The organism is Bordetella genomosp. 5 (assembly GCF_002261315.1).
In the GTDB taxonomy this organism is placed as follows: domain Bacteria; phylum Pseudomonadota; class Gammaproteobacteria; order Burkholderiales; family Burkholderiaceae_B; genus Bordetella.
In genome coordinates, this window is sequence record NZ_NEVP01000011.1 from 265,119 (window position 1) to 285,942 (window position 20,824).

At 67.8% G+C, this 20,824-nt stretch carries 19 protein-coding genes; 8 read left to right on the forward strand and 11 right to left on the reverse strand.

Annotated elements, in window-relative coordinates; all coding sequences use genetic code 11:
• Window positions 1-46: 46 nt before the first annotated feature.
• Entirely contained in the window at window positions 47-400 is a 354-nt protein-coding gene (locus CAL25_RS18370) for a DOPA 4,5-dioxygenase family protein (RefSeq protein WP_094802610.1), read from the reverse strand.
• Between the two features lie 125 nt (window positions 401-525).
• Here CAL25_RS18370 and CAL25_RS18375 point away from each other — a divergent pair, with 125 nt between their 5' ends.
• Complete coding sequence (locus CAL25_RS18375; protein WP_094802612.1) at window positions 526-1,329, forward strand: SDR family NAD(P)-dependent oxidoreductase; 804 nt, start codon at window positions 526-528, stop codon at window positions 1,327-1,329.
• 273 nt (window positions 1,330-1,602) lie between these two features.
• Here CAL25_RS18375 and CAL25_RS18380 read toward each other — a convergent pair whose 3' ends face one another.
• The 4 genes from CAL25_RS18380 to CAL25_RS18395 form a co-directional block, all read right to left on the reverse strand.
• Window positions 1,603-2,718, reverse strand: a complete 1,116-nt coding sequence (locus CAL25_RS18380) for a porin (protein WP_094802614.1) — start codon at window positions 2,716-2,718, stop codon at window positions 1,603-1,605.
• Window positions 2,719-3,094: 376 nt separating this feature from the next.
• Window positions 3,095-4,189 carry a porin gene (locus CAL25_RS18385; RefSeq protein ID WP_094802616.1) on the reverse strand — a complete coding sequence of 365 codons (1,095 nt, stop codon included), beginning with the start codon at window positions 4,187-4,189 and terminating at the stop codon, window positions 3,095-3,097.
• A gap of 389 nt (window positions 4,190-4,578) precedes the next feature.
• Window positions 4,579-5,283, reverse strand: a complete 705-nt coding sequence (gene pepE / locus CAL25_RS18390; RefSeq protein WP_094802618.1) for a dipeptidase PepE — start codon at window positions 5,281-5,283, stop codon at window positions 4,579-4,581.
• Between the two features lie 87 nt (window positions 5,284-5,370).
• Window positions 5,371-6,285 carry a LysR substrate-binding domain-containing protein gene (locus CAL25_RS18395; RefSeq protein WP_094802620.1) on the reverse strand — a complete coding sequence of 305 codons (915 nt, stop codon included), beginning with the start codon at window positions 6,283-6,285 and terminating at the stop codon, window positions 5,371-5,373.
• Between the two features lie 148 nt (window positions 6,286-6,433).
• Here CAL25_RS18395 and CAL25_RS18400 point away from each other — a divergent pair, with 148 nt between their 5' ends.
• Entirely contained in the window at window positions 6,434-7,222 is a 789-nt protein-coding gene (locus CAL25_RS18400) for a class II aldolase/adducin family protein (RefSeq protein WP_094803279.1), read from the forward strand.
• Here CAL25_RS18400 and CAL25_RS18405 read toward each other — a convergent pair.
• Window positions 7,210-8,136, reverse strand: coding sequence for a LysR family transcriptional regulator (locus CAL25_RS18405; protein ID WP_094802622.1), 927 nt, complete (start codon window positions 8,134-8,136; stop codon window positions 7,210-7,212). The two genes, CAL25_RS18400 and CAL25_RS18405, sit on opposite strands and share 13 nt — an antisense overlap.
• Before the next feature lie 168 nt (window positions 8,137-8,304).
• Between CAL25_RS18405 and CAL25_RS18410 the strand changes: the two genes are divergently transcribed.
• The 5 genes from CAL25_RS18410 (at window position 8,305) to CAL25_RS18430 (ending at window position 13,871) form a co-directional block, all read left to right on the forward strand.
• Window positions 8,305-9,318, forward strand: coding sequence for a Bug family tripartite tricarboxylate transporter substrate binding protein (locus tag CAL25_RS18410; RefSeq protein WP_170948532.1), 1,014 nt, complete (start codon window positions 8,305-8,307; stop codon window positions 9,316-9,318).
• Between the two features lie 31 nt (window positions 9,319-9,349).
• A complete protein-coding gene (locus CAL25_RS18415; protein WP_094802624.1) occupies window positions 9,350-10,948 on the forward strand; it encodes a gamma-glutamyltransferase family protein in 1,599 nt (532 codons plus the stop codon).
• Window positions 10,949-11,085: 137 nt separating this feature from the next.
• The gene (locus CAL25_RS18420; RefSeq protein WP_094802626.1) at window positions 11,086-11,745 is read left to right on the forward strand and encodes a hypothetical protein; all 660 of its coding nucleotides are present in this window, start codon (window positions 11,086-11,088) and stop codon (window positions 11,743-11,745) included.
• A 40-nt stretch (window positions 11,746-11,785) separates the two neighbouring features.
• Window positions 11,786-12,979, forward strand: coding sequence for a hypothetical protein (locus CAL25_RS18425; protein WP_094802628.1), 1,194 nt, complete (start codon window positions 11,786-11,788; stop codon window positions 12,977-12,979).
• A gap of 19 nt (window positions 12,980-12,998) precedes the next feature.
• Window positions 12,999-13,871 (forward strand): lysozyme inhibitor LprI family protein, encoded by an 873-nt coding sequence (locus CAL25_RS18430; protein WP_094802630.1) that lies wholly within the window; start codon window positions 12,999-13,001, stop codon window positions 13,869-13,871.
• A gap of 107 nt (window positions 13,872-13,978) precedes the next feature.
• Here the strand turns inward: CAL25_RS18430 and CAL25_RS18435 are convergent, their stop codons facing one another.
• A complete protein-coding gene (locus tag CAL25_RS18435) occupies window positions 13,979-14,788 on the reverse strand; it encodes a helix-turn-helix transcriptional regulator (RefSeq protein ID WP_094802632.1) in 810 nt (269 codons plus the stop codon).
• Window positions 14,789-14,882: 94 nt separating this feature from the next.
• Here CAL25_RS18435 and CAL25_RS18440 point away from each other — a divergent pair, with 94 nt between their 5' ends.
• Entirely contained in the window at window positions 14,883-16,106 is a 1,224-nt protein-coding gene (locus CAL25_RS18440; RefSeq protein WP_249279143.1) for an MFS transporter, read from the forward strand.
• Here CAL25_RS18440 and CAL25_RS18445 read toward each other — a convergent pair.
• The 4 genes from CAL25_RS18445 to CAL25_RS18460 are packed head-to-tail and all read right to left on the reverse strand — an operon-like array spanning window position 16,103 to window position 20,719.
• The gene (locus CAL25_RS18445) at window positions 16,103-17,542 is read right to left on the reverse strand and encodes an N-acyl-D-amino-acid deacylase family protein (protein WP_094802634.1); all 1,440 of its coding nucleotides are present in this window, start codon (window positions 17,540-17,542) and stop codon (window positions 16,103-16,105) included. The two genes, CAL25_RS18440 and CAL25_RS18445, sit on opposite strands and share 4 nt — an antisense overlap.
• The gene (locus tag CAL25_RS18450) at window positions 17,539-19,128 is read right to left on the reverse strand and encodes an ABC transporter substrate-binding protein (RefSeq protein WP_094802636.1); all 1,590 of its coding nucleotides are present in this window, start codon (window positions 19,126-19,128) and stop codon (window positions 17,539-17,541) included. The genes CAL25_RS18445 and CAL25_RS18450 overlap by 4 nt, the downstream gene beginning before the upstream one ends.
• 42 nt (window positions 19,129-19,170) lie before the next feature.
• Window positions 19,171-19,806, reverse strand: coding sequence for a TetR/AcrR family transcriptional regulator (locus tag CAL25_RS18455; RefSeq protein WP_094802638.1), 636 nt, complete (start codon window positions 19,804-19,806; stop codon window positions 19,171-19,173).
• Entirely contained in the window at window positions 19,793-20,719 is a 927-nt protein-coding gene (locus CAL25_RS18460) for a DUF6963 family protein (RefSeq protein ID WP_094802640.1), read from the reverse strand. Before CAL25_RS18460 ends, CAL25_RS18455 begins: the two co-directional genes overlap by 14 nt.
• Window positions 20,720-20,824 lie beyond the last annotated feature (105 nt).

The following is a 20,824-nucleotide window of genomic DNA, read 5'->3' on the forward strand; positions in this document are numbered from 1 at the left end:
GCCGCCCGGGCCGCGGAGCGCGTTTTGTTGCGAAGCGCCTCGCGGCTCAGCCGCCCAGCGCCGCCAGGTTGAGCGCGTGGCTGCGGCCGATCCAGATCGCGCGGTCGCGGTGATCGCGCAGTGTCTCGCCGGTATTGGGATGCACGAACACATCGTGCTCACCATGGTGCAGCGCCAGCCAGGTCAGCAACGGCGCCAGCTCGACCGGCAGGAAGGCGACCTGATAGCTCCAGCACGGATGCGGTCCGACGGGCTTCTCGTGAAAGCGCCCCATCTCGATGCGGTTGCCGAACTCGGCCACGATGCGCTCGCGCAGGGCGAACGCGGCGTCGCGGCTCGCGGCATCGAAATAGACGTGGGCGTGCCAGCTTTGCACGACGGGAAATTCGGTAGGATTCATGGTGCTCTCGATGGCGGCAGCCCGCCCGCGGGCCGCCCTGGCCTCATTATCCCGCACCCGCTGTCGCCGCCCTGTCATGGGCTCGCGCTAGGCTCGCGGCCCCGAACTCTCTATCGCCCGATCCCATGAGCTTCTATTCCGACCGCTTCCGCCTGCATGGCAAGACTGCCGTGGTGCTGGGCGCCGCCTCCGGCATCGGCCAGGCCAGCGCCCTCGCCCTGGGCGAACTCGGCGCCCAGGTGCTGTGTGCCGACCGCGACGAGGCTGGCGCGCGCGCCACGGCCGAGCAGATCGGCGCGCATGCGCGCTGGTCCGTCTGCGATGCCGCCGACGGCGCCGCCATCGAGGCGCTGGCCGCGCACGCCCTCGACGCATACGGCCAGATCGATATCGCGGTCGCCACGCCCGCGCTCAACATCCGCAAGCTGCTGGTGGACACCAGCGAAGACGAATTCGATCAGGTGGTCAATCTCAACCTCAAGGGCGCATTCCGCGTGATGCGCGCGTTCGGCCGGCCCATGATGGCGCAGGGCCGCGGCAGCTTGATCCTGTGCTCGTCGATGCGGGCCGTCACGATCGAACCGGGGCTGGGCGTCTACGCCGCCACCAAGTCCGGCATCGAGCAGCTGGTCAAGGCCTTCGCGGCCGAAGCCGGTCCGCACGGCGTGCGCGTGAATGCCGTCATGCCCGGCGTCATCGAGACCCGCCTGACCGCACCGCTGAAAGAAAAGCCGGAGATCCACCGGGCCTATGCCGGGCACACGGTGCTCAATCGCTGGGGCGAAGCCCACGAAGTCGGCGCGGCGGTGGCATTCCTGGCCTCCGACGCCGCCAGCTACATCACGGCGAGCAGTCTGTCCGTGGACGGCGGCTGGACGGCCATCGACGGCCCGCCTACCGGACTCACGCAGACACGGCCCTCGCGCTGAGACGACGCACGCGTCGGCGCGAGCTTCGCGCCGCGCCTGCGCTCGGATCGGCAGGCAACGAGACGTGTCGTAGGAAAGTCTGTTGTGCCGCACGCCGCGACGGCAGCGCACGACAGGGAACCGGGCTCGGGAGAGCGGACTGGGGGTGGAGCTAGGGAGGTGGCCGCCTTTTTCGCGTCTGTGGCCGGGTAAGACGCCCAGTCCACTCACCCGAACCCGGTTCGGGAAAATCCGGCGGCGCGGCGAAGGTGCGCCACCGGACTCTCGTACTGCTTAGAAGCGGTGACGCACACCCACGATGGCGACCGTGCTCTTCACGTCGTCCTGGAACGCGAAGTTGGTGGCGTACGAGCCCAGCGCGTACAGGTTCGTGCGCTTGGACAGGTTGTAGGTGTAGCCCAGGCTGTAGACGTTCATCGTGGCGTCATCGCCATTCAGCCTGTCGTTCTTGGCGTCGGCACGCTGCCACGACACCATGACGTTGCTCGCGCCGCCCAGCGGCAGGGTCAGGCCCACCAGGGTCGACGTGGCCTTGAAGCCGTCGGCGGCGACGTTGCTGCCGAAGCTCGAGGCGGCGGGGCTGCCGCTGCCGAAGGCGTTGATGCTCTGGCCACCGAACCAGCCGTCACGCGTCTGGCCGTAGGCCAGGGCGAGCTTGACCACTTCGAAGTCGTACGAACCGCCCACGATCCACGACTTGGGCGTGGGATCGTCGGACGTCGCGACACGGTTCGACAGGTTCAGCTGGTCGTAGGCCAGGGCCACGTTCAGCGGACCATTCACGTAGCGCACACCGGTGGTGATGCCACGGGTGTTGTCGGCGGTGGCGAATCCCGTTTGCGCGGCGGTCGTGTCGGCCACGTTGAACGAGTAGCCCACGCCAGCCTGGAAGCCGCTGAACGACGGGGTCTGCAGCATGACCATGTTGTCGTAGCGAACGGTGTTGGCGGCGCTGAAGGCGTTGCCGATGTTGGCCTGGCCGTAGCTGGCGCCGAACGGATCGATCGCACCGAAGTACTTCGACGCGATGTTGGTCTGGCGGCCGAAATCGAGCTGGCCCCACGAGCTGCTCTTCAGGCCCACCGTGGCTTGACGGCCGAACAGTCGACCGCTCTGGCCCGAGGTGCCGTTGGCCGAGTTGAAGCCGCTTTCCAGCACGAAGACGGCGCTCAGGCCATCGCCCAGATCTTCGGCGCCGCGCAGGCCCCAACGCGAACCGCTGGACACGCCATTGGCCATGCCGAACTTGGATTCGTGCGTGTCAGCGCCCTTGATGCGCTGATAACCGATGCCGGTGTCGATCAGGCCATACAGGGTGACCGAGGTTTCCGCCTGTGCGGTACCGGCCATCGCGGCAATAACGGCGGCGCCGAGCAAAGTCTTTTTCATTGGTTGTTCCCATTGATTGAAGAAGCATGCGCATGACAGCCGGAACGTGTCGCCCTCGGCCTAGGCGCATGACAGGAACGCATCCTAGGGACCGCATTTTTAATTTCGGTGACAGACGAGGGAATACCCTCGAAACGCCTGAAAACAAGGGGTTTTGTGTTGCAGAAGGTGCACGCAATGTAAGAGTCGGGCGCGCGAAAAAGCCATGTCACGCGCCTGTGTTAACAAGGAGGACATGGCCCGATATGTGGGACGCGCGGACACATGCGCGTCACGCAAAAAAGAATCGGCGGCGCATGCGCGCCGCCGATTCGGTCGGGATCAGACAAGGGCTATGCGAAGGTAGACCTGCCCAAACCCGGGTGCTGCATCGCGCTTAGAAGCGATGACGCACGCCCACCATGCCCACCGAACTCGACAGGTCTTCCACGCCCCGGAAGTTCTCGGTGTGCGAGACCACGGCGTACATGTTGGTGCGCTTGGACAGGTCATACGTGTAGCCCGCGCTCAGCACGTCGATATCGTTATCCGACCGGTCGATCCGGCCGTGTTGCCAGGACGTCATCAGGTTGCCGGCGCGGCCGACCGGCGCGCTCAGGCCCACCAGGAACGATTGGACCTTGTACCTATCCGAGACACTGAAGCTCGAGTAGCTCGGGAACTGGCTTTTCGCGCTGAACGGACTGAGTGCTTGACCGGCGAACCAACCGTCGCGCGTCTGCCCGTACGCCAGGGATACCTTCACGACGGTGAAGTCGTAGGCGCCGCCCACGATCCAGGCATTGGGTTTGACATCCGCGACCGAGGTCTTATGGCTGGGATTGAGCTGGTCGTAGCTCAGCGCGACGGCGACGGGGCCGTTGACATAGCGCAGACCGGCAGTGAAGGCGCGCGCGTTGTCCATCGTGGCGTAGCCCGGCTGAAGGTTTTGCTCGTCGATGCTGAACGAGTAGCCGATGCCTGCCTGGAAGCCGCTGAACGACGGGGTCTGATACATGACCATGTTGTCGTAGCGCACGGTGTTGGCCGAGCTGAACACTTGACCGTAGTTGGCCTGACCATAGCCGGCACCGAACGGATCGATGGCCGCAAAGTACTTCGAGGCGATGTTGGTCTGGCGGCCGAAGTCGAGCTGGCCCCAGGCGTTGCTCTTAAGACCGACGGTGGCCTGGCGGCCGAACAGACGGCCGGTCTGTCCCATCGTGCCGGTGGTTGAATTGAAGCCGCTCTCGAGCGTGAACACCGCGCTCAGGCCATCGCCCAGGTCTTCGGCCCCGCGCAGGCCCCAACGCGAACCACTGGAAACGCCACTGACCATGCCGAACTTGGATTCCTCGGCATTTTTGGCGCCCTTGATTTTCTGGTAGCCGAGGCCGGTATCGAGGATGCCGTACAGCGTGACCGACGAGTCGGCATGGGCAGCGCCCGCCATGAGGGCCAGAACGGCAGCGCTGAGCAAGGTTTTTTTCATGGTTGTTCCTGTTGAGTGGAGTCTGCGCACGAAGGCCGGAGAGAGGTCCCGCGGCCACATCGCGGTGAAAACGAGTGCACCGGCGAAGGCGTGTTGCCATTCTTGGCGCGCACACTTCGACTGCCACGATTCCGGCCTGAAATAGGACGTTTCCCGTCGCGTCAGGCAAACGCTCCGTTGCGGCTCCCCGCGACAGGACGCGGGACGCGGGACGCGGGATGCGGGATGCGGGATGCGGGAGGCAGGACGTGGGACGCAGGACGTGGGGCGCAGGGCGCAGGACGCGGGACGCAGAACGCGCAATGCAAAACGCCAGACCCGAAGGTCTGGCGTCTGACGTCGCATTAAGGTTGGCCCGGGCGGTTGGCCCGGGCCGATGCGGGCGGCCTCTATGCCCGCATATCCAGCGCGCCCGGCGCGCAGGCGCGCGGCGCCTGCTGACCGAGAAACACGGTGGCGTCGTGCGGCCCGACCAGCGTCATCGCCGCGCCGTGCACGCGCAGCCCCGTGCCTTCCGGCAGGCCAAGCACCGGCATGGCCGGGTTCTTGGCGCAGAACTCGGCCAGGCGCTGTGCGCGCGTTTCGCCACGATGGCCGGGCGGATGCGCATTGGTGTAGTGCGGATTGATCTGGAACGGGATCAGACCCAGCGCATCGAAGCCGCCCGGATCGGTGATCGGCATGTCGTTGGTGGTGCAGATGGTGGGGCACGCCATATTGGATCCGGCGCTCCAGCCCAGATACGGCACGCCGGCACGCACGCGCCGTGCGATCACCTCGAGCAGGCCCCGGCGGCGCAGCTCACCCAGCAGATTGAAGGTATTGCCCCCGCCCACGATGATGAAGGCCGCCTGCTCGAGCGCGGCCACCGGATCGGCGGCGCGATGCAGCGATTGCAGGTCGAGGCCGGTGTCGGCCAGGGCCTCGGCCACCAGCGCGCCGTAGTCGTCCCAACCGCGAGTGACGCCCGCGAACGGCACGAAGATGGCGGGCGCGCCGGCCGGCAGGTCCGCGATCAGCGCGCGGATGTCGGCGAGCGCATGGACCAGGTAGCCGGCATCGCTGCTGGAGTTGCTCAGGAGCAGAAGATTCATGAAGTGAAATCCAGGAAGAGAGCCGTGCGCCGCACGGCCCGGAACGAGAAGAATTGAAGCATGAGGCGAGCCGCTACGCGCATGAACTCAATCGAGGGAGGGCTGATCGCTGCGGCAGGCCTGCAGCAGCCAGGCAATGAACGCCTGCAACGCCGGGTGCGCCGCCTTGTCCGGCCGATGCAGCAGGTAGTAGTGCTTGAGGGGTGCGACGAAGCCGGGCATCGGCGGCACCACGACCGTGCCCGCGCGCAGCTCCTCCTGCACGAACAGCTCGGTAACTAGGCCCAGCCCGAGTCCGCTCGTCACGGCCTGCACCAGGTGCGCCGTGTATTCGAAGCGCGAACCCATGCGGGCGCGCCGCGGGTCCTGCCCGTTGGCCAGCAGGCAATCGCGCCAACCCGCGCCGTTGGACGTGATGTGCAGCAGCGTGTGGCGCAGCAGGTCGGCCTTGCGCCGCACGGGTTGCCGCGCCAGCAGCGCGGGGCTGCCGATCACCACCGCACGCGCGCTCATCAAGGGATGCGAAACCATGTTCGGCCAGTCGCCATCGCCCACCACGATGCAGGCGTCCATCCCCTCCGCGGCCAGTTCGATGTCGCCCGGCCTGGAATGCAGGTTGATCAACACCTCGGGATGCCGCGCGTGGAACTCGCCCAGCCGCGGCATCAGCCATTTGGAGCCGAAGATGGGCAGCACCGCCAGTTGCAGCGCGCCGGCGCGCGTGCGCGACTCCAGCACGTCGATGCTCGCGCTGCGAATGCGGGCCAGCGCGGCGCCGACCTCCCGCGCGTAGCGCGCACCCTCGGGCGTCAGGCTCACCCGCCGGCCACTGCGCAGGAAGAGGTCTGCCTGCAATGCCGACTCGAGCTCCTGCACGTGGCGGCTCACGGCGCTTTGCGTCAGGTGCAGCTCCGCCGCGGCCGCGGTGAAGCTGCCCAGGCGCGCGGCGGCTTCGAAGGCCAGCAATTGCGACATCGAGGGGGTCAGCCTGCGCAGGAACATATATTCATAAAACTCATCAGGACGATGAGCTTTTGCCGGTTTGAGTTAGCGGACGCCCTTTCTACCATGACAGCCAGTTTCCTTGCTTATTCCAGCCATGCATCCCGACCGCGCCCTGGACGCGGCCTCAGCCAGCGAGCCCGACCTCATGAGTTTTTCTGACGATGTTCCCGCCCCCCTCTCCGCCGCCAGCGCCGCCTTGCGCGAGCGCGTCGGCGAGACCGAATGGCAAGTGCGCTGCGACCTCGCCGCGCTCTACCGGCTGGTCGCGCTGTTCGGCTGGGACGATCTGATCTTCACCCACATCACCGCCAAGGTGCCTGGCACGGAGCATTTCCTGATCAATCCCTACGGCATGACCTTCGACGAGATCACGGCCTCCAGCCTGGTGAAGATCGACCTGGAAGGCCGCAAGGTGATGGAGTCGGAGTACGACATCAATCCGGCGGGCTTCACCATCCACAGCTGTATCCATGCGGCGCGCAAGGACGCCATGTGCGTGCTGCACACGCATTCGATCAACGGCGCCGCGGTGTCCGCACAGAAGCGCGGCCTGCTGCCGCTGTCGCAATTCGCGTTCATCGTGCTGCCCTCGCTCTCGTACCACGATTACGAAGGGCTGGCGCTCAACCCCGACGAGCAGCCGCGCCTGGTGCGCGATCTGGGCGAGCGTCAATACATGATCCTGCGCAACCACGGCCTGCTCACCGTGGGCTCGACCATGGCCGATGCGTTCCAGGCGATGCATCGCCTCGAGGCCGCCTGCATGGTGCAGGTTCGCGCCCAATCCGGCGGCGCCGAGCTGATCGAGATCCCTTCCGATGTGCTGGAACGCGCGCGTGTGGAGTCGCGCGCGGATCGGGCGGCCAAGGCGGCGTTGGCCTGGCCCGGACTGCTGCGCCGGCTCGACCGCCGCAACCCCGGCTACGCGACCTGAGCCACCGGCGGCGCGTCGGCCTCGGCCTGGAGCGCCTGGATGAGCGTGCCGATGAAGCGCTCGGCCGCCTCGGGCAATACCCGCCCGGCGGCCGTCTGCACTTGCAGCGTGCGCAGCGCGAAGCCCGCCTCCGCCAGCGGCACCGCCACCAGCTCACCGCGCGCCAACGCCGCCCGCAACGTGATTTCGCCAGACAGGGTGATGGCCTGCCCGGCCTTCACCACCGCATGAATCACGGAAGATGAGTTCGACGAGTAGGCCAGATCGAAGGGCGTGCCGTCGAGCCCGCCCGATGCCGCATCGAACAACAGCTTGACGGTCGCCCCCGCGTCGGTGAGCGCGATCGGATACGCCCGCAGGTCATCGAGCGATACGAACGCGCGTCGCGCCAGCGGGTGGTCGGGCGCCATCAGCGCCCGCACGGGCGAGTCGATCTCGTGGCGCACCGTGACGCCACTGGCCGTTTTGAGGCTGAACGCCACGGCGATGTCGATGCCGCCTTCGGCCAGCCGCTGCGCCAGCACGCCGGGCGCCCCCACCAGCACCTGGAATGCCACCTCCGGATGCGTCTCGCGCCAGGCCGCCATGATGCCCGGCAACAGGTTGCGCCCGGCCGCCTCATTGGCTCCGATGCGGATGGTGCTGCGTTCGGCGTGCCGCAAACTGCGCAGCTCGTGGCGCACCCGCTGGGCCTCGAGCGCCGTCCGGCGCGCATATCCCGCCAGCAGCTCACCCGCCTGCGTCGGCACCATACCGTGCGGGCGGCGCTCGAACAACGGCGTTCCGCTCGCGTCCTCCAGCTTGGCGATCTGCCGGCTGACCGCAGAGGCGGCCACGTGCAGGCATGCGGCCGCCTCCTTGATGCTGCCGGTGCGCACCACTTCCAGAAAGTAGCGATGGGCGGTGTCTAGCATGGGCACTCCCGGGCGCGCCGGGGCACGGCACGCCACATCTAATAAAGGCAATCTGAGTGCGAATTATCGAACTTGATTGCCCAAATCGCAATTTCTAGAATGGCCTGAACGACGCCCGTGGCTCGCATGCACAGGAAGCGTCGTCATACCAACACAAGGGAAACGACCATGCACGCTCACGCCTTCCAAGCCTTCCGCAGTACGACACGCCGGTGGCGCCACGCGCTCGCCGGCCTGCTCGCGACGACCACGCTGTGCGCCGCCTCCGCGGCGGCCGCGGCCTACCCCGATCGCTCCCTCCAGCTCATTCTGTCGTTCCCGCCCGGTGGCGCGACGGACGTGCTGGCGCGCGAGCTCGGGCTCAAGCTCGGCGCCGTACTCGGGCAGTCGGTCGTGGTGGTGAATCGGCCCGGCGCGGGCGGCCTGATCGGCATGCAGTCGGCCGCCCGCTCGGAGGCCGACGGCTACACGCTCTACATCTCTTCGGTGATGTCGAACTCGATCTACGAAGCGCTCAACGGCAAGCAACAGATCTCGCTGGACGGCGACTTCGATGCCGTCGACGGCATCGCCAGCGCCCCGCACATTCTGGTGGCGCCGACCCAGCTGGGCGTGCGTGACATGGCCGGACTGGTGCAGCTGCTCAAGGCGTCTCCCGACAAATACAACTACGCGTCGATGGGTGCCGGCACGCTGTCCAATCTCGAGGCCGAGATTTTCAAGGAACAGACCGGCGTGCAGGCGCTGCAGATTCCGTACAAGGGCAGCAGCCAGGCGATCCCCGAGGTCATCAACGGCAGCTCCGCGTTCATGTTCGACAGCGTGACGAGCTCGCTGCCGCACAAAGACGCCGGGCGCATTGCCATCCTGGGCGTGGCGTCGGCCAAGCGCCTGTCGGTGCTGCCGGACGTGCCCACGTTCAAGGAGCTGGGCGTGCAGGGGCTGGAGGCCGAGAACCTGTTCGCGCTGATGGTGCCCAAAGGCACGCCGCCGGACCGCATCGCGGCACTGGCCCAGGCCATGGACAAGGTGCAGCAGGACGCGGCCTTCCGCAAGGCGATCGGCGCGCAGGGCTTCGAAATCAGCGAGATCTCCGGCACCGCGTTGCCGCAGTTCATCCTGGACCAGCAGCGTTTCTGGAAGGACAAGGTCCGCACGCTGAACATCAACACCGGCAAGTAAGCCGCTCCCTTCGACATCCCTGACTCGCGACATGCCTCATTCCGACTCGTTCTGGCAGTTCCCTTATCCTTCGCAACGCATGCCCGTGCTCGCCGACAACGTGGTGAGCACGTCGCAGCCGCTGGCCAGCGCGGCCGGCCTGCAGATGCTGGCGCGCGGCGGCAACGCGGTCGACGCGGCGCTGGCCACCGCCATCGCGCTCACCGTCGTCGAGCCGTGCATGAACGGCATCGGCGGCGACATGTTCGCGCTGGTGTGGCACGAGGGCCGATTGCACGGCCTGAACGCATCCGGCCGGGCCCCGGCCGCCTGGGAAACCGCCCGCTTCGCGCACCTGGATGGCATGGACGCGATCGGCTGGGGCAGCGTGACCGTGCCGGGCGTGGTGTCGGGTTGGCGCGAGATCTGGGAAAAGTTCGGCTCGCTGCCCTTCGAAGATTTGTTCGAGCCCGCCATCCGCTACGCGCGGGACGGCTTTCTGGTTTCGCCGACCGTGCACCGCCAGTGGCAGCGGCAGGTGCCCAAGCTGCAGGGCCAGCCGGGATTCATGGAGGCGTTTGCCCCCGGCGGCCGCGCACCGTTGCCCGGCGAACGCTTTCGCTGCCCCGGCCAGGCCACCACGCTGGCGAGCATCGCGCTCAGCAAAGGCGATAGCTTTTATCAAGGCGAACTGGCCGAACGCATCGCGCGCCATGCCCGCGAGACGGGTGGCCTCTTGACCGAAGCCGACCTCGCCGCGCACCGGGCCGACTGGGTCGAGCCGATCTCCACCGCCTATCGCGATCTCGAACTCCACGAGATCGGCCCCAATGGTCAGGGCATCGGCGCGCTCATGGCGCTGGGCATGCTGCGCGAGTTCGACCTCGCGGAGGCCGGCCTGGACACGGCGCGAACCCTGCACCTGCAGATCGAGGCGATGCGACTTGCCTTCGCCGATATGTACGAACACGTGGGCGACCCGGCCCACATGCCGCTCGGCCACGCGCAACTGCTGGACCCCGCCTACCTCGCCGAGCGCGCCCGCCTGATCGACCCGCGCCGCGCCGGCACGCCGCGTCCCGGAACCCCGCACAGCGGCGGCACCGTGTATCTCACGGCCGCCGACCGCCACGGCACCATGGTGTCGTTCATCCAATCGAACTTCAAGGGATTCGGTTCCGGCGTGGTCGTGCCGGGCACCGGTATCGCGCTGCAGAATCGCGGCTGGGGCTTCAGCACCCGCGCGGGGCATCCCAACGTCGTGGCGCCGGGCAAGCGCCCATTCCACACCATCATTCCCGGCTTCGTCACGCGCAACGGCGAGCCGCTCATGAGCTTTGGCGTCATGGGCGGATCGATGCAGGCGCAGGGGCATGTGCAGATGATGAGCCGTCTGGCCGACTTCGGGCAAAACCCGCAGGCGGCCAGCGATGCGCCGCGCTGGCGCGTCAAAGACGACAACGTCGGCATCGCGGTCGAATGGAACTGCCCGCCCGAGGTCGTCGCGCAGCTGCGTGACATGGAACACAACATCACGGTGTCGCCCCGCTTCGACCTGGAGTTCGGCAGCGCACAGATGGCCATGCGCCTGCCGTCGGGCTATCTCGCCGCATCCGACCATCGCAAGGATGGTTACGCCGTGGGTCTCTGAGCGGGGCGCACGCCGCCATAAGGCAGCGTCGAGTTTCCTCGTGTTGGATTTGGTTTCATTATTGCGGCACGGGCGCGGGGGCCTTGAGGGAAAATTCCTCGCGCGCGCAACCGGCGCCGCAGACCGACCCGAGCCCCATGCAAAAGACCGACAAGCACGCCTTATCCGTGCGTGGGCTGGCCCTGGTGCTCTCGTGCGCCGTGCTGGCCCCCGCCGCCGCGCAGCCGGCCGGCCCCTGGACACCCGCGGGCGCCACGGCCTGCGACTTCGGCGCCTGGACGCAGGACGTCAAACCCGCGATCCGCGTGCATGCCGCACCGGCCGCCGACGCGGCGGTCGTGGGCTCCCTGCCCACCACCCGCAACGATGCCGACGCCGACTACTACAGCGTCAACTTCCAGGTGCACGAAGCGCGCGCGGGCTGGCTGCGGATTTCGGATGCCAACGACGATGACAGCGCGGGCGACCACACCCGGCCGCGTCCCGTGTACCGGGGCACCGGATGGATCCGCTCGGACGACGCGCGCATCGGCATCCAGTCGGCCCGCGGATATGCCCGCCCCGACAGCGCGAGCGCGCGCCTGCTGGATTTGGGCGACGACTGGCTCACGGATCGTGGCACCATTAGACATATCGTGGCCTGTCAGGCTCCGTGGGTGCTGCTCGATTACGAGATCGACCGCGGCACCGGCATGCAGCGCCTGCCCGAAGCGCAACGCACGCGCGGCCGCGCCTGGTTCCGCGGGGTGTGCTCCAACGCCGTGACCACCTGCGACATGCGCTCGGTGGACAACTGACCCCGCCGCATTCCTTTCCACTCCGACCGAAGAACAACACATGCTCAAAAAATCGCTCGTATCTTTAGGCCTGGCATGGTCCCTGGCGCTCGGCGCCGCCGCGCAGGCGCAGCAGGCGCCCGCCGCCCCGGCAGCGCCCAGCAACGTCGAGCGCTTCGGCCCGTTCTTCTATCTGCCCAGCCAGCCCACGATGCTGCTCTACACCGGCGGGGTCGGGGCAAACGACCTGCTGAACCTGAAGAAGGCGCTGCGCGAGCATCCGACGATCAACACCCTGATCCTGAAAGACAATCCCGGCGGCCTGGTGCACATCGGGCTGGTCGTGGCCGAAGAGGTCTACGATCGCGGGCTCAACACCTACATCCCGCCCGACAGCTTCTGCGCGTCCGCATGCGCGTTCGTGTATTTCGCGGGCCGCGTGCGCATCGCCGATGGCCGTCTGGGCGTGCATCAGATCTCGGCGCCCGAGCTGACAGGCGAGGCGGCGCAGTTCGGCGTGTCCGATATCGTGTCGACGCTGCCCAAGTACGGCGTCTCGGCCGATGTGTTGGGCATCATGTTCAGCACGCCGGCCAAGAGCATGTATTTCTTCACGCCGCAGGAAATCGAAAAGTACGGCATCAACCGCACGGGCGCCACTCGCACCGCGCAGGCGTCGAGCCCGCAGCAGGGCCAGCCGCAGCAGCAGCAACAAACGGCCGCGCAGCCGCGCACGGGGGTCACGCAAAGCGAGGCGCCGGCCAAGCTGCCGCCGCGCGGCGCCGCCCCCGCCGCGGGCACCACGGCCAATCCCTACATGGACAAGCCTGCGGGTACGCCGCCCAACACGCCGGCGCAGCCCGCCAAGCCCACCGACGAACAACGCGCCATCAACGCGGCCGCGCTGATGATCCAGGCCGGCAGCGCCACCAACGAAGAAGCGATGAACTTCACGCGCGAGTTCTACGCCAACGAGGTCGATTACTTCAAGAAGCAGCGGCCGAAGTCGGAGATCCTCGACGACAAGCAACGCTATTTCGCGCGCTGGCCGGTGCGCCGCTTCACGGTCGATCAGAATTCGCTGACCGCGAAGTGCCAGAGCGGACTGTGCCAGGTGCGCGGCATCTATGACTTCAAGGTGTCCAGCCCGGAACGCGGCCGCACCGCCACCGGCACCTCGAACTTCACGTATGTGCTGGACCTGCGCAACGGCTATCGCATCGTCATGGAAGACAGCGAAGTCATCAGCCGCTGACCCCCGGACGGAGTTTCTTATGCGCTTTTCCCGCCTTCCCCTTGCCGCGCTGCTGTCGCGCGCGGCGGCCTGCGTCACGCTGGCCCTCGCGGCCACGCCGGCGCTCGCCATCGACTGCGCCAAGGCCCAGACCGCGCCCGAAAAGCTGATCTGCAGCGATGCACGCCTGAAGAAGGCCGATGCCGAGCTGAACCGCGCCTATGCCGATCTGCTCAAGCAGGCGGGCGACGACGGCCTGCGCACCATGGTCCGCGAGAGTCAGCGCCGCTGGCTGCTGGCGCGCGACCGCGGGCTCGACACGCTGCAGGAAAACCTGGAGGCCGGCGACCGCGAGGGCACGCTCGCGGATGCCGCGCTCGAAATGCTCGCTGCCCGCACGGATGCCCTGAAGGCGAAGTCCCGCGATGGCAAACCGGATCTGCTGGCACGCGCCGCGGCGCAGCGCCAGTTCCTGGCCAAGTTTTCGGGTGGCGAATATGCGGGCTATCAGACCAGCTGCGACGTGCTTCCGCCCGACTACAAAAACTACGCCTGCTTCGCCACCCGCCACTACCAGAACGACGATCGCATCTGCAGCGTCGACGAGTATTTCGCCACCAACGCGGCCTATACCCATCGCTACGTGGCCGACGTGAAGGAAGGCAAGCCCACCCTGATCGCGACCTGCAATTTCAGCGGCGGAGAATCGGGTTGCCCGCAACCGGGCGACGCGACGGGCCGCTGGAACACCAGCCCGCCGCCGTTCGAACGCGAGTTCTACGCCAAGGGGCTGCCCAAGGTCGACGCGGAAATCTACGACGTCGACGATCACGCGTGGCTGCAGGTCTGCCTCACCGACAAGCGCTTTCCGCTCGCGGATCCCGGCGACTCCGGCGAGACACCCCGCCGCTGAAACACGCAATCCGGTGTACGCCGGGCAAACAGATCCCCACGCGCAGGCTTGCCGTGGGGATTTTTTTGTCCGCGCGCGCCCGCCGATGCGTCCGTGCGCTCGTCTGCTCAGCCGCTCTCGGCGCTGCCGGCAGACACGGCAGGCGCGTACACCACCAGCCGCAGATGGCGGTCGGCATCGATCGTGAGCGAGGTGTGTTCGTAGCGCGCGAGCCGGCCGTCGACGCGCAGCGTGCGCACCCCTCCGCACGGCGCGTGCACGTCATGGCGCGCCCACCATTGCGCGAACTCGGGCGAGACCTTGCGCAGCTCCGCCACCAGCGCATGGATGTCGGCCTCCTGCGTGGCATGCGCGTAGTCCCGGCGAAAGCTCGACAGCATCAGCGGCGCCTGGGTTTCCCAATCGTGAAAGCAGTCGCGCAGAAAGGGATCGGTGAACAAAAGCCAGAGCAGATTGCGGCGGGCCGGCGCGTGCTGCCAGAACCCGAACAGCGTGTCCGCCGGGGCATTGCAGGCCAGCACATCCCAGCGCAGATTGAGCACGTAGGCCGCGTGCGGCGCCAGATCATGCATCAGCCGCCGCACCATCGGCGGCACCACGCAGAAGGTGCGGGCCGGCTCGGCCGGCGGCCGCGCATGGGCCAGCAGGAAGAGATGACGCCGCTCGGCGGCATCGAGCCGCAGCACGCGCGCCAGATTGTCCAGGAACGCGGCCGACACCCCGATGTCGCGGCCCTGCTCGAGCCAGGTGTACCAGGTGACGCCGACGCCGGCGAGCGCGGCCACCTCTTCGCGCCGCAGGCCCGGCGTGCGCCGACGTCCGCCGACGGGCAGGCCCAGCTCATGAGGCGACACCCGCTCCCGGCGCGCGCGCAGGAAAGCCGCCAGCTCGTGCCGCGTTCGACTCAGATCACGCATCGCAGCCGATTGCCTCTAGTAATAGCATAAACAGCTAAATTGTAATGGCTTAAAGGGAGCACGAGAATGGCCGCTTTCGTATCAGGAGCCTTACGTGAATCCGGTCTCATCCACCTGCCCTCCTTCCCTGTCCGGCCTCGATGCCCGCCCCACCCTGCCGCGCACGGTCTACCTCGTGGCACTCGGCGCCTTCGCGCTCGGCATGGCGTCGTACGTGATGGCGGGTCTGATCCCCCTGGTGCAGGCCGCCTTCGACGTGCCGGTGGCGCTCGCCGCGCAGCTGGTGACCGCCTTCACCCTCGCTTATGGCCTTGGCTCGCCGGTGATCGTGGCCCTGATCCCCGCCCGGCGCCAGCGCGCCGCGCTGCTCGCGGCACTGGCGCTGTTCGTGCTGGCCAATGCAGGCAGCGCGCTGGCGACCGGCTTCTCGTGGCTGCTGGCGTTTCGCGCGTTGGCAGGCGTCGGCTCGGGCGTGTATCTCGCGGCCGGCATCGCGGCCAGCGCGGCCGTGTGCCCCGCGGCGCTGCGGGGCAAGGCCATTGCCGTCATCATGGGCGGCATGGCGAGCGGCACCGTGCTGGGCGTGCCGATGGGGCTGTTGCTGGCCGAGAAACTGGGCTGGGCCAGCGCGCTCTGGCTCGTGACCGCGCTGGGCGCCTGCGCCCTCGTGGGGCTGGCGAAACGCCTGCCGCCGCTGCCCGCCGACGACGCGCCGCTGCGCCGCAAGCTCGCGCTGCTGGGCGACGGCCGGGTACTCACCATCCTGATGGTGTCCCTGCTGGCCGCGGTGGCGAGCCTCGGCATGTACACCTTCATCGCCCCGCTGCTGCAGTCGCCGGACCATGGCGCGGCCACGTCGATCGCGCCCTATCTGTGGGTGTGGGGCTTGGGCGGCATCGCCGGCAGCGTGCTCGTCGCGCCGCTCGCGGTCCGCATGCGCGGGCCGGTGCTGGCCCTCTGGATCATGGCGGCGCTCAGTGCGGCTTTGGTGCTGCTGCCCCTGGCCTCGAGTCTGCATCCCTGGCTTGCGCTCGCGCCGATCGCCCTGTGGGGCGCCGCCGGCTGGGCGTTGCAGGTACCGCAGAACAGCGAGCTCATCGCAGCGCGCGCCGCGCAGGGCGACGGCAATCTCGCCGTGGCGCTGAACGAATCGGCCCTCTATCTCGGCAGCGCCATCGGCGCCGCCGCGGGCGGCCTGCTGCTGGCGCTGCAATGGCCGGTGGGCAGGCTGGCCTTCACGGCCGCCTTGCTCGGCGTGGCGGGCACGCTGTTGCAGGCGCTTCAGGTGCGTCGTTCGGCGCGGTCCCGCGCGGCCTAAGGCTGACGCCGCAGCACCTGGCCGGGGCGCTCTCCAGTCGTACGGCCGTCGCGCCACACCGCCACGCCATTGGTCCAGACCCGCGCGATACCCATCGCGGGCTGGACCGGCTGCGCGAAGGTCGCCCGGTCGGCCACGGTCGCCGCGTCGAGCAGCACGAGGTCGGCCCAGGCGCCCTCGCGGATGTGCCCCCGGTCGGCGAGGCCGAACCGATCGGCCGTGAGACCGGTCATCTTGTGGATCGCCTTTTCGAGCGGAAAGAGCCCCATGCCGCGCGCATAATGGCCGAGCACGCGCGGAAAGCTGCCCCACAGCCGCGGGTGCGGGGTCTCGTCGTGCGGCAGCCCGTCCGAGCCGATCATCGTGTCGTCGAACTGCAGAATGCGCGCCACGTCGTCTTCGTGCATGCGGAAGTAGATCGCCCCGGCCGGTTGCAGGCGTTCGACCGCCGTCTCGACCGTGCAGCCGAGTTCGTGTGCCACGTCCGACAGGTCGCGTCCCGAAAACCGTGGCATCGCCTTGGACCAGGTGACGATCACGCGCGCCGCGCCATCCACCAGTTCCTGCTCCAGGATCGTGGACGAGGCGTTGTAGGGATAACAGTCGAGGCACACCGCCTGCTGCCGCATCTGTTCGGCGATGCGCGCCAGCGTCTCGACCGAACGGCCATGGTTGGCCTGCCCGACCACCTTGTGGTGCGAAATCACGACCGGCACGCCGAGCTCGCGCCCGATGCGAAAGGTCTCTTCGAGGCAATCCATCACCGTATCGCCCTCATCGCGCAGATGCGTGGTGAAGATGCCGCCGTGCGCACGCAGCGGCCGGCACACGTCGATGACCTCTTCGGTGCTCGCCGCGCGCGACGGCCCGTAGGCCAGCCCGGTGGACACGCCGATCGCCCCCGCCTGCATCGCCTCGTCCACGTGATCGCGCATCCGCGCGATCTCGGCATCCGTGGCCGTGCGCTCGAGGTCGTCGACCGCCAGCACGCGCAGCGTGATGTGGCCGAGCAGCATGGCGCAGTTCGTGGCGGCGGGCTGTTCGCGCAGCGCCTGAAGATAGTCGCCGAAGCGGGCATGACGGAACCACTGGCCGTCGTTGTCGAGCAGGTCGAGCGGCGGGACGATCCGGGGCGGACGCGGCGCGAGCGAGATGCCGCAGTTGCCGCCGATCACCGTGGTCACGCCCTGGCTCACCTTCGGTGTCATGGCGCCGTCGGAAAGCAGCGCCCGATCGTCGTGCGTGTGGGCGTCGATGAAGCCGGGTGCGATCAGCAGCCCGCGCGCATCGACCTCTTCACGGCCGCGGGCGCCGGCAAGATCGCCCACGCGCACGATGCGTCCGCCATCGACCGCCACGTCGGCCTCGAAGCGCGGCGCCCCGCTGCCATCGGCGATCTCGCCGCCGCGTATCACCAGATCGTGCACGGGGCTCATTGCGCGGCCTTTTTCAGGTTCCAGAAGAGCGTCACGGGCGCTTCGAGGATGCCGGTCAGGCGGGTGCTGTAAGCCGCCGGAATCTGGAATTGCCCGAGCGGCGCCACCACGCCCTCGTCGATCGCCAGTTTCTGGATCTGCGTGGCGATCTGCTTGCGCTCGGCGGCGTCGTTGGCCTGCGCATACTTGAGCCGCAACGCTTCGATCTCGGGCACGTCGGGCCAGCCGGCCCACGCCTTGACACCGTTGGACTGCAGCGTCGTGTTGCCGAACGGATCGCCACTCGTGGCCAGGATGCTGTACGTGGAAAAGATGCTCCAGCCGCCTTCGGACGGCGCCTTCTGGTTGCCCTGTTGCGACACCACGCTCTGCCAGTCCATCGCTTTCATGACCACGTTGAAGCCGGCCTTGCGCAACGCGGCGCCGACGACGACGGGCTGCGCGGCCACCATCGCCAGGTCGGAAGGCTGCAGCACGATGACCGGCGTGTTGTCGTACTTGGCCTCTTTCAGCAGCGCCTGCGCGCGCTCCAGGCGCGCCGGCACGACCCAGTCTTCGCCGTAGTTGTCGCCCAGCGGATTGCCGCAGCCCATCACGGCGGCGCAGGTCTTGTAGTACTTGGGATCGCCCACCAGCGACTTCAGCACATCCTCCTGACTCACCGCCGCGATCGCGGCCTGACGCACCAGCTTGTTGTCGAACGGCGGATGCAAATGATTCATGCGGAAGTAGGTCCAGGCGCCCAGCGTGTCCAGCACCTTGACCTGCAAGTTATCCTGGCCTTGCACCATGGGCAGCAGATCGAACGGCACCTGCTGCAGATAGTCGACCTCGCCGCTCTGCAGCGCGCTCACCGCGGTCATCTGGTCGGGCATCGCCACCCACTCCACCCGCTCCACGTTCACCACCTTGCCGCCGGCGGTCCAGCTGGGCGGCTCCGCGCGCGGCACGTAGTCGGTGTTCTTCGCGTACACGACCTTCAGACCGGCCTTGAATTCGTCCGCCACGAACTTGAACGGGCCGGAACCCACGAACTCCTTGATGGGCTGGGCGCTGGGCGTGTCGGCGATACGCTTGGGCATCATGAAGGCGGGGCGCGAGCTGAGCTTGGCCAGGCCTTCCAGCAACAGTGTGGTCGGCTGCTTGAGCACGATGCGGAATTGCTTCGCATCGATCACGTCGATGCTGTCGGTCATGCGCATCAACACCTGCCCGGTGGCATCCACGTCGGCCCAGCGCTTGAGCGAGGCCACGCAATCCTCCGCGGTGACCGGGCCGCCATCGTGCCACTTGAGCCCGTCGCGCAGCGTGAAGGTGTAGGTCTTCTTGTCTTCCGACACCGTCCAGCTCGCCATCTGCGGCTGCACCTTGAACTGCGCGTCGGTGCCCAGCAGGGTGTCGTAGATCATGTAGCCATGATCGCGCGTGAGAAATGCCGTGGTCATCACGGGATCGAGGACCCGCAGCCCGGCCTGCATCACTACCGTTACCGTCTGCGCCCGGGCCTGCGGCGCCAGGCCGGCGCCCAGTGCCGCCGCCACGAAACAACTGCCCAGGACTGCCTGCATGCGTTTGCTGAGGTTCATGTCGTTTTCCCTTGAGTCGTTATGGATACAGCTTGTTGTGGTCTAGTCGGCGCGCCCGGACTCCAGCGCGCTGAGCGGTTCGCTGCGCAGCGCCTCGGGCAGGTCGTGCACCATCCGTGTGAGCGCCTCATCGATGCGTTGCCAGCCTTCCGGCGTCCGCAGCGGCACGCCCAGAAAATGGCTTTCGGTCTTGGCGCGCAAGGACAGGTACAGCACGCCGGCCAGCATGATGCTGACGTGCGCCGGCACATCGGCGTCACGGGTCAGGCCGTCCACGCGGTCGATGAAGGCGCGCGCCGTGCGCTCGCGCCGATCGGCCAGTTGCGCGGTGACTTCGTTGCGCTCGACGAGCTCCCACAGCCGGATCTCGCGCAATGCCTCGTTGTTTGCCAAAGCCTCGGTCTGCGCGCGCAGCATGCCCAGGATGAGCTCGGCGGGGGTCTGTTCGCTCGATTCGCCGCCCTTGAGCAGGTCGGCGCGGCCCGTCCAGTAATCCTGCTCGCGCATCCACGCCAGCAGCAGGCCCGGCATGCCGTCGAAATAGCGGTAAATGAGCTCCTTGCTCACGCCGGCGCGCTTGGCGATGGCGTTGATGCCGGCGCCGGCCATGCCGGTCTCGCGAATCTGGTCTTCGAGCGCCTGCATGATCTGGCGCTCGGTCTGCTCACGGCGCGACATGGGCACTCCGCATCAGTAAGGTGTTGTTCGCCGCCAGGCTGGCCGGCAGCACCCGGCCATCCCGAACCTCGACGTAGAGCTCGGTCGTGGCGTGCCCCACCATCGCCCCTTCGCTCCAGACTTCGGTACCGAGATAAATCACGGTGCCGCGCCGATCCAGACGCGCCAGACGCGGATTGGCGGTTGCGATGGCGGTGATGTGGCCCTGGGCATCGATGTCGACCCGATCGTGCGGCGCGGTGCCGAGCGTCGTGGCACGCGTGAGCGTCACGAACCGCAGCGCGGCCGGCGCCCCGGTCAGCGTGCACCACGCTCGTTCGCCCACCTGCGCGGCAAGGTCGCCGCGCGCGTAAATCGAGTTGTGCAACAGCGCCAGACTCGCCGCAGGGGTCCGCCGCTCGAAGCGTCCGAGGTCGTTCCGGCGCAGCACGCGCGCGGTGTCGGCCAGGCCGATGCGGCCACCGGTATCGAGCGCGAGGAGGCCCGCATCCCACTGCGCGTGTGTCCCCAGCACCGCATCCACGGCGGCCTGCGGCGCCTCACCCTGCGCCATCCGGCGCAGCACCGACTGATTCAGCGGCACACCATCGGTGCCCGCGAGATTCGGCAGCCGATGGCCCGTGACCAGCCCCACGCCGGCCTCTCCGGCAAGGAACTGGGTGAGGGGTTCGGGCCGGTCCGGCCCGCTGGAAATCACGGCGGCGTACGGCGCATCGCGCCACGCCGCGGGCAGGTCCAGGCTGCTGATGCCCTCGCGCTGCGTCGTGCGGTATTCGAGCCGGCCGTCGGCGAGCAACACCGCGAGCACGGCGAAGCCGCCGATGGCGCCGCGGCCCAACAGCTCTGCGGTCAACACTGCGTCATAAACCGCCGCGCCCGCGTGAGGGCCGGCGGCGGCTACCCCGATGGTCATAAGGCCTCCGCAATGTGACCGAGTGGTCACACGCCGATGCTAGTGCGGGCCCTTGCCGCGGAAAAGAGAGGGAAAACCCGTTCGGGAGGCGCGGCATCGATCACC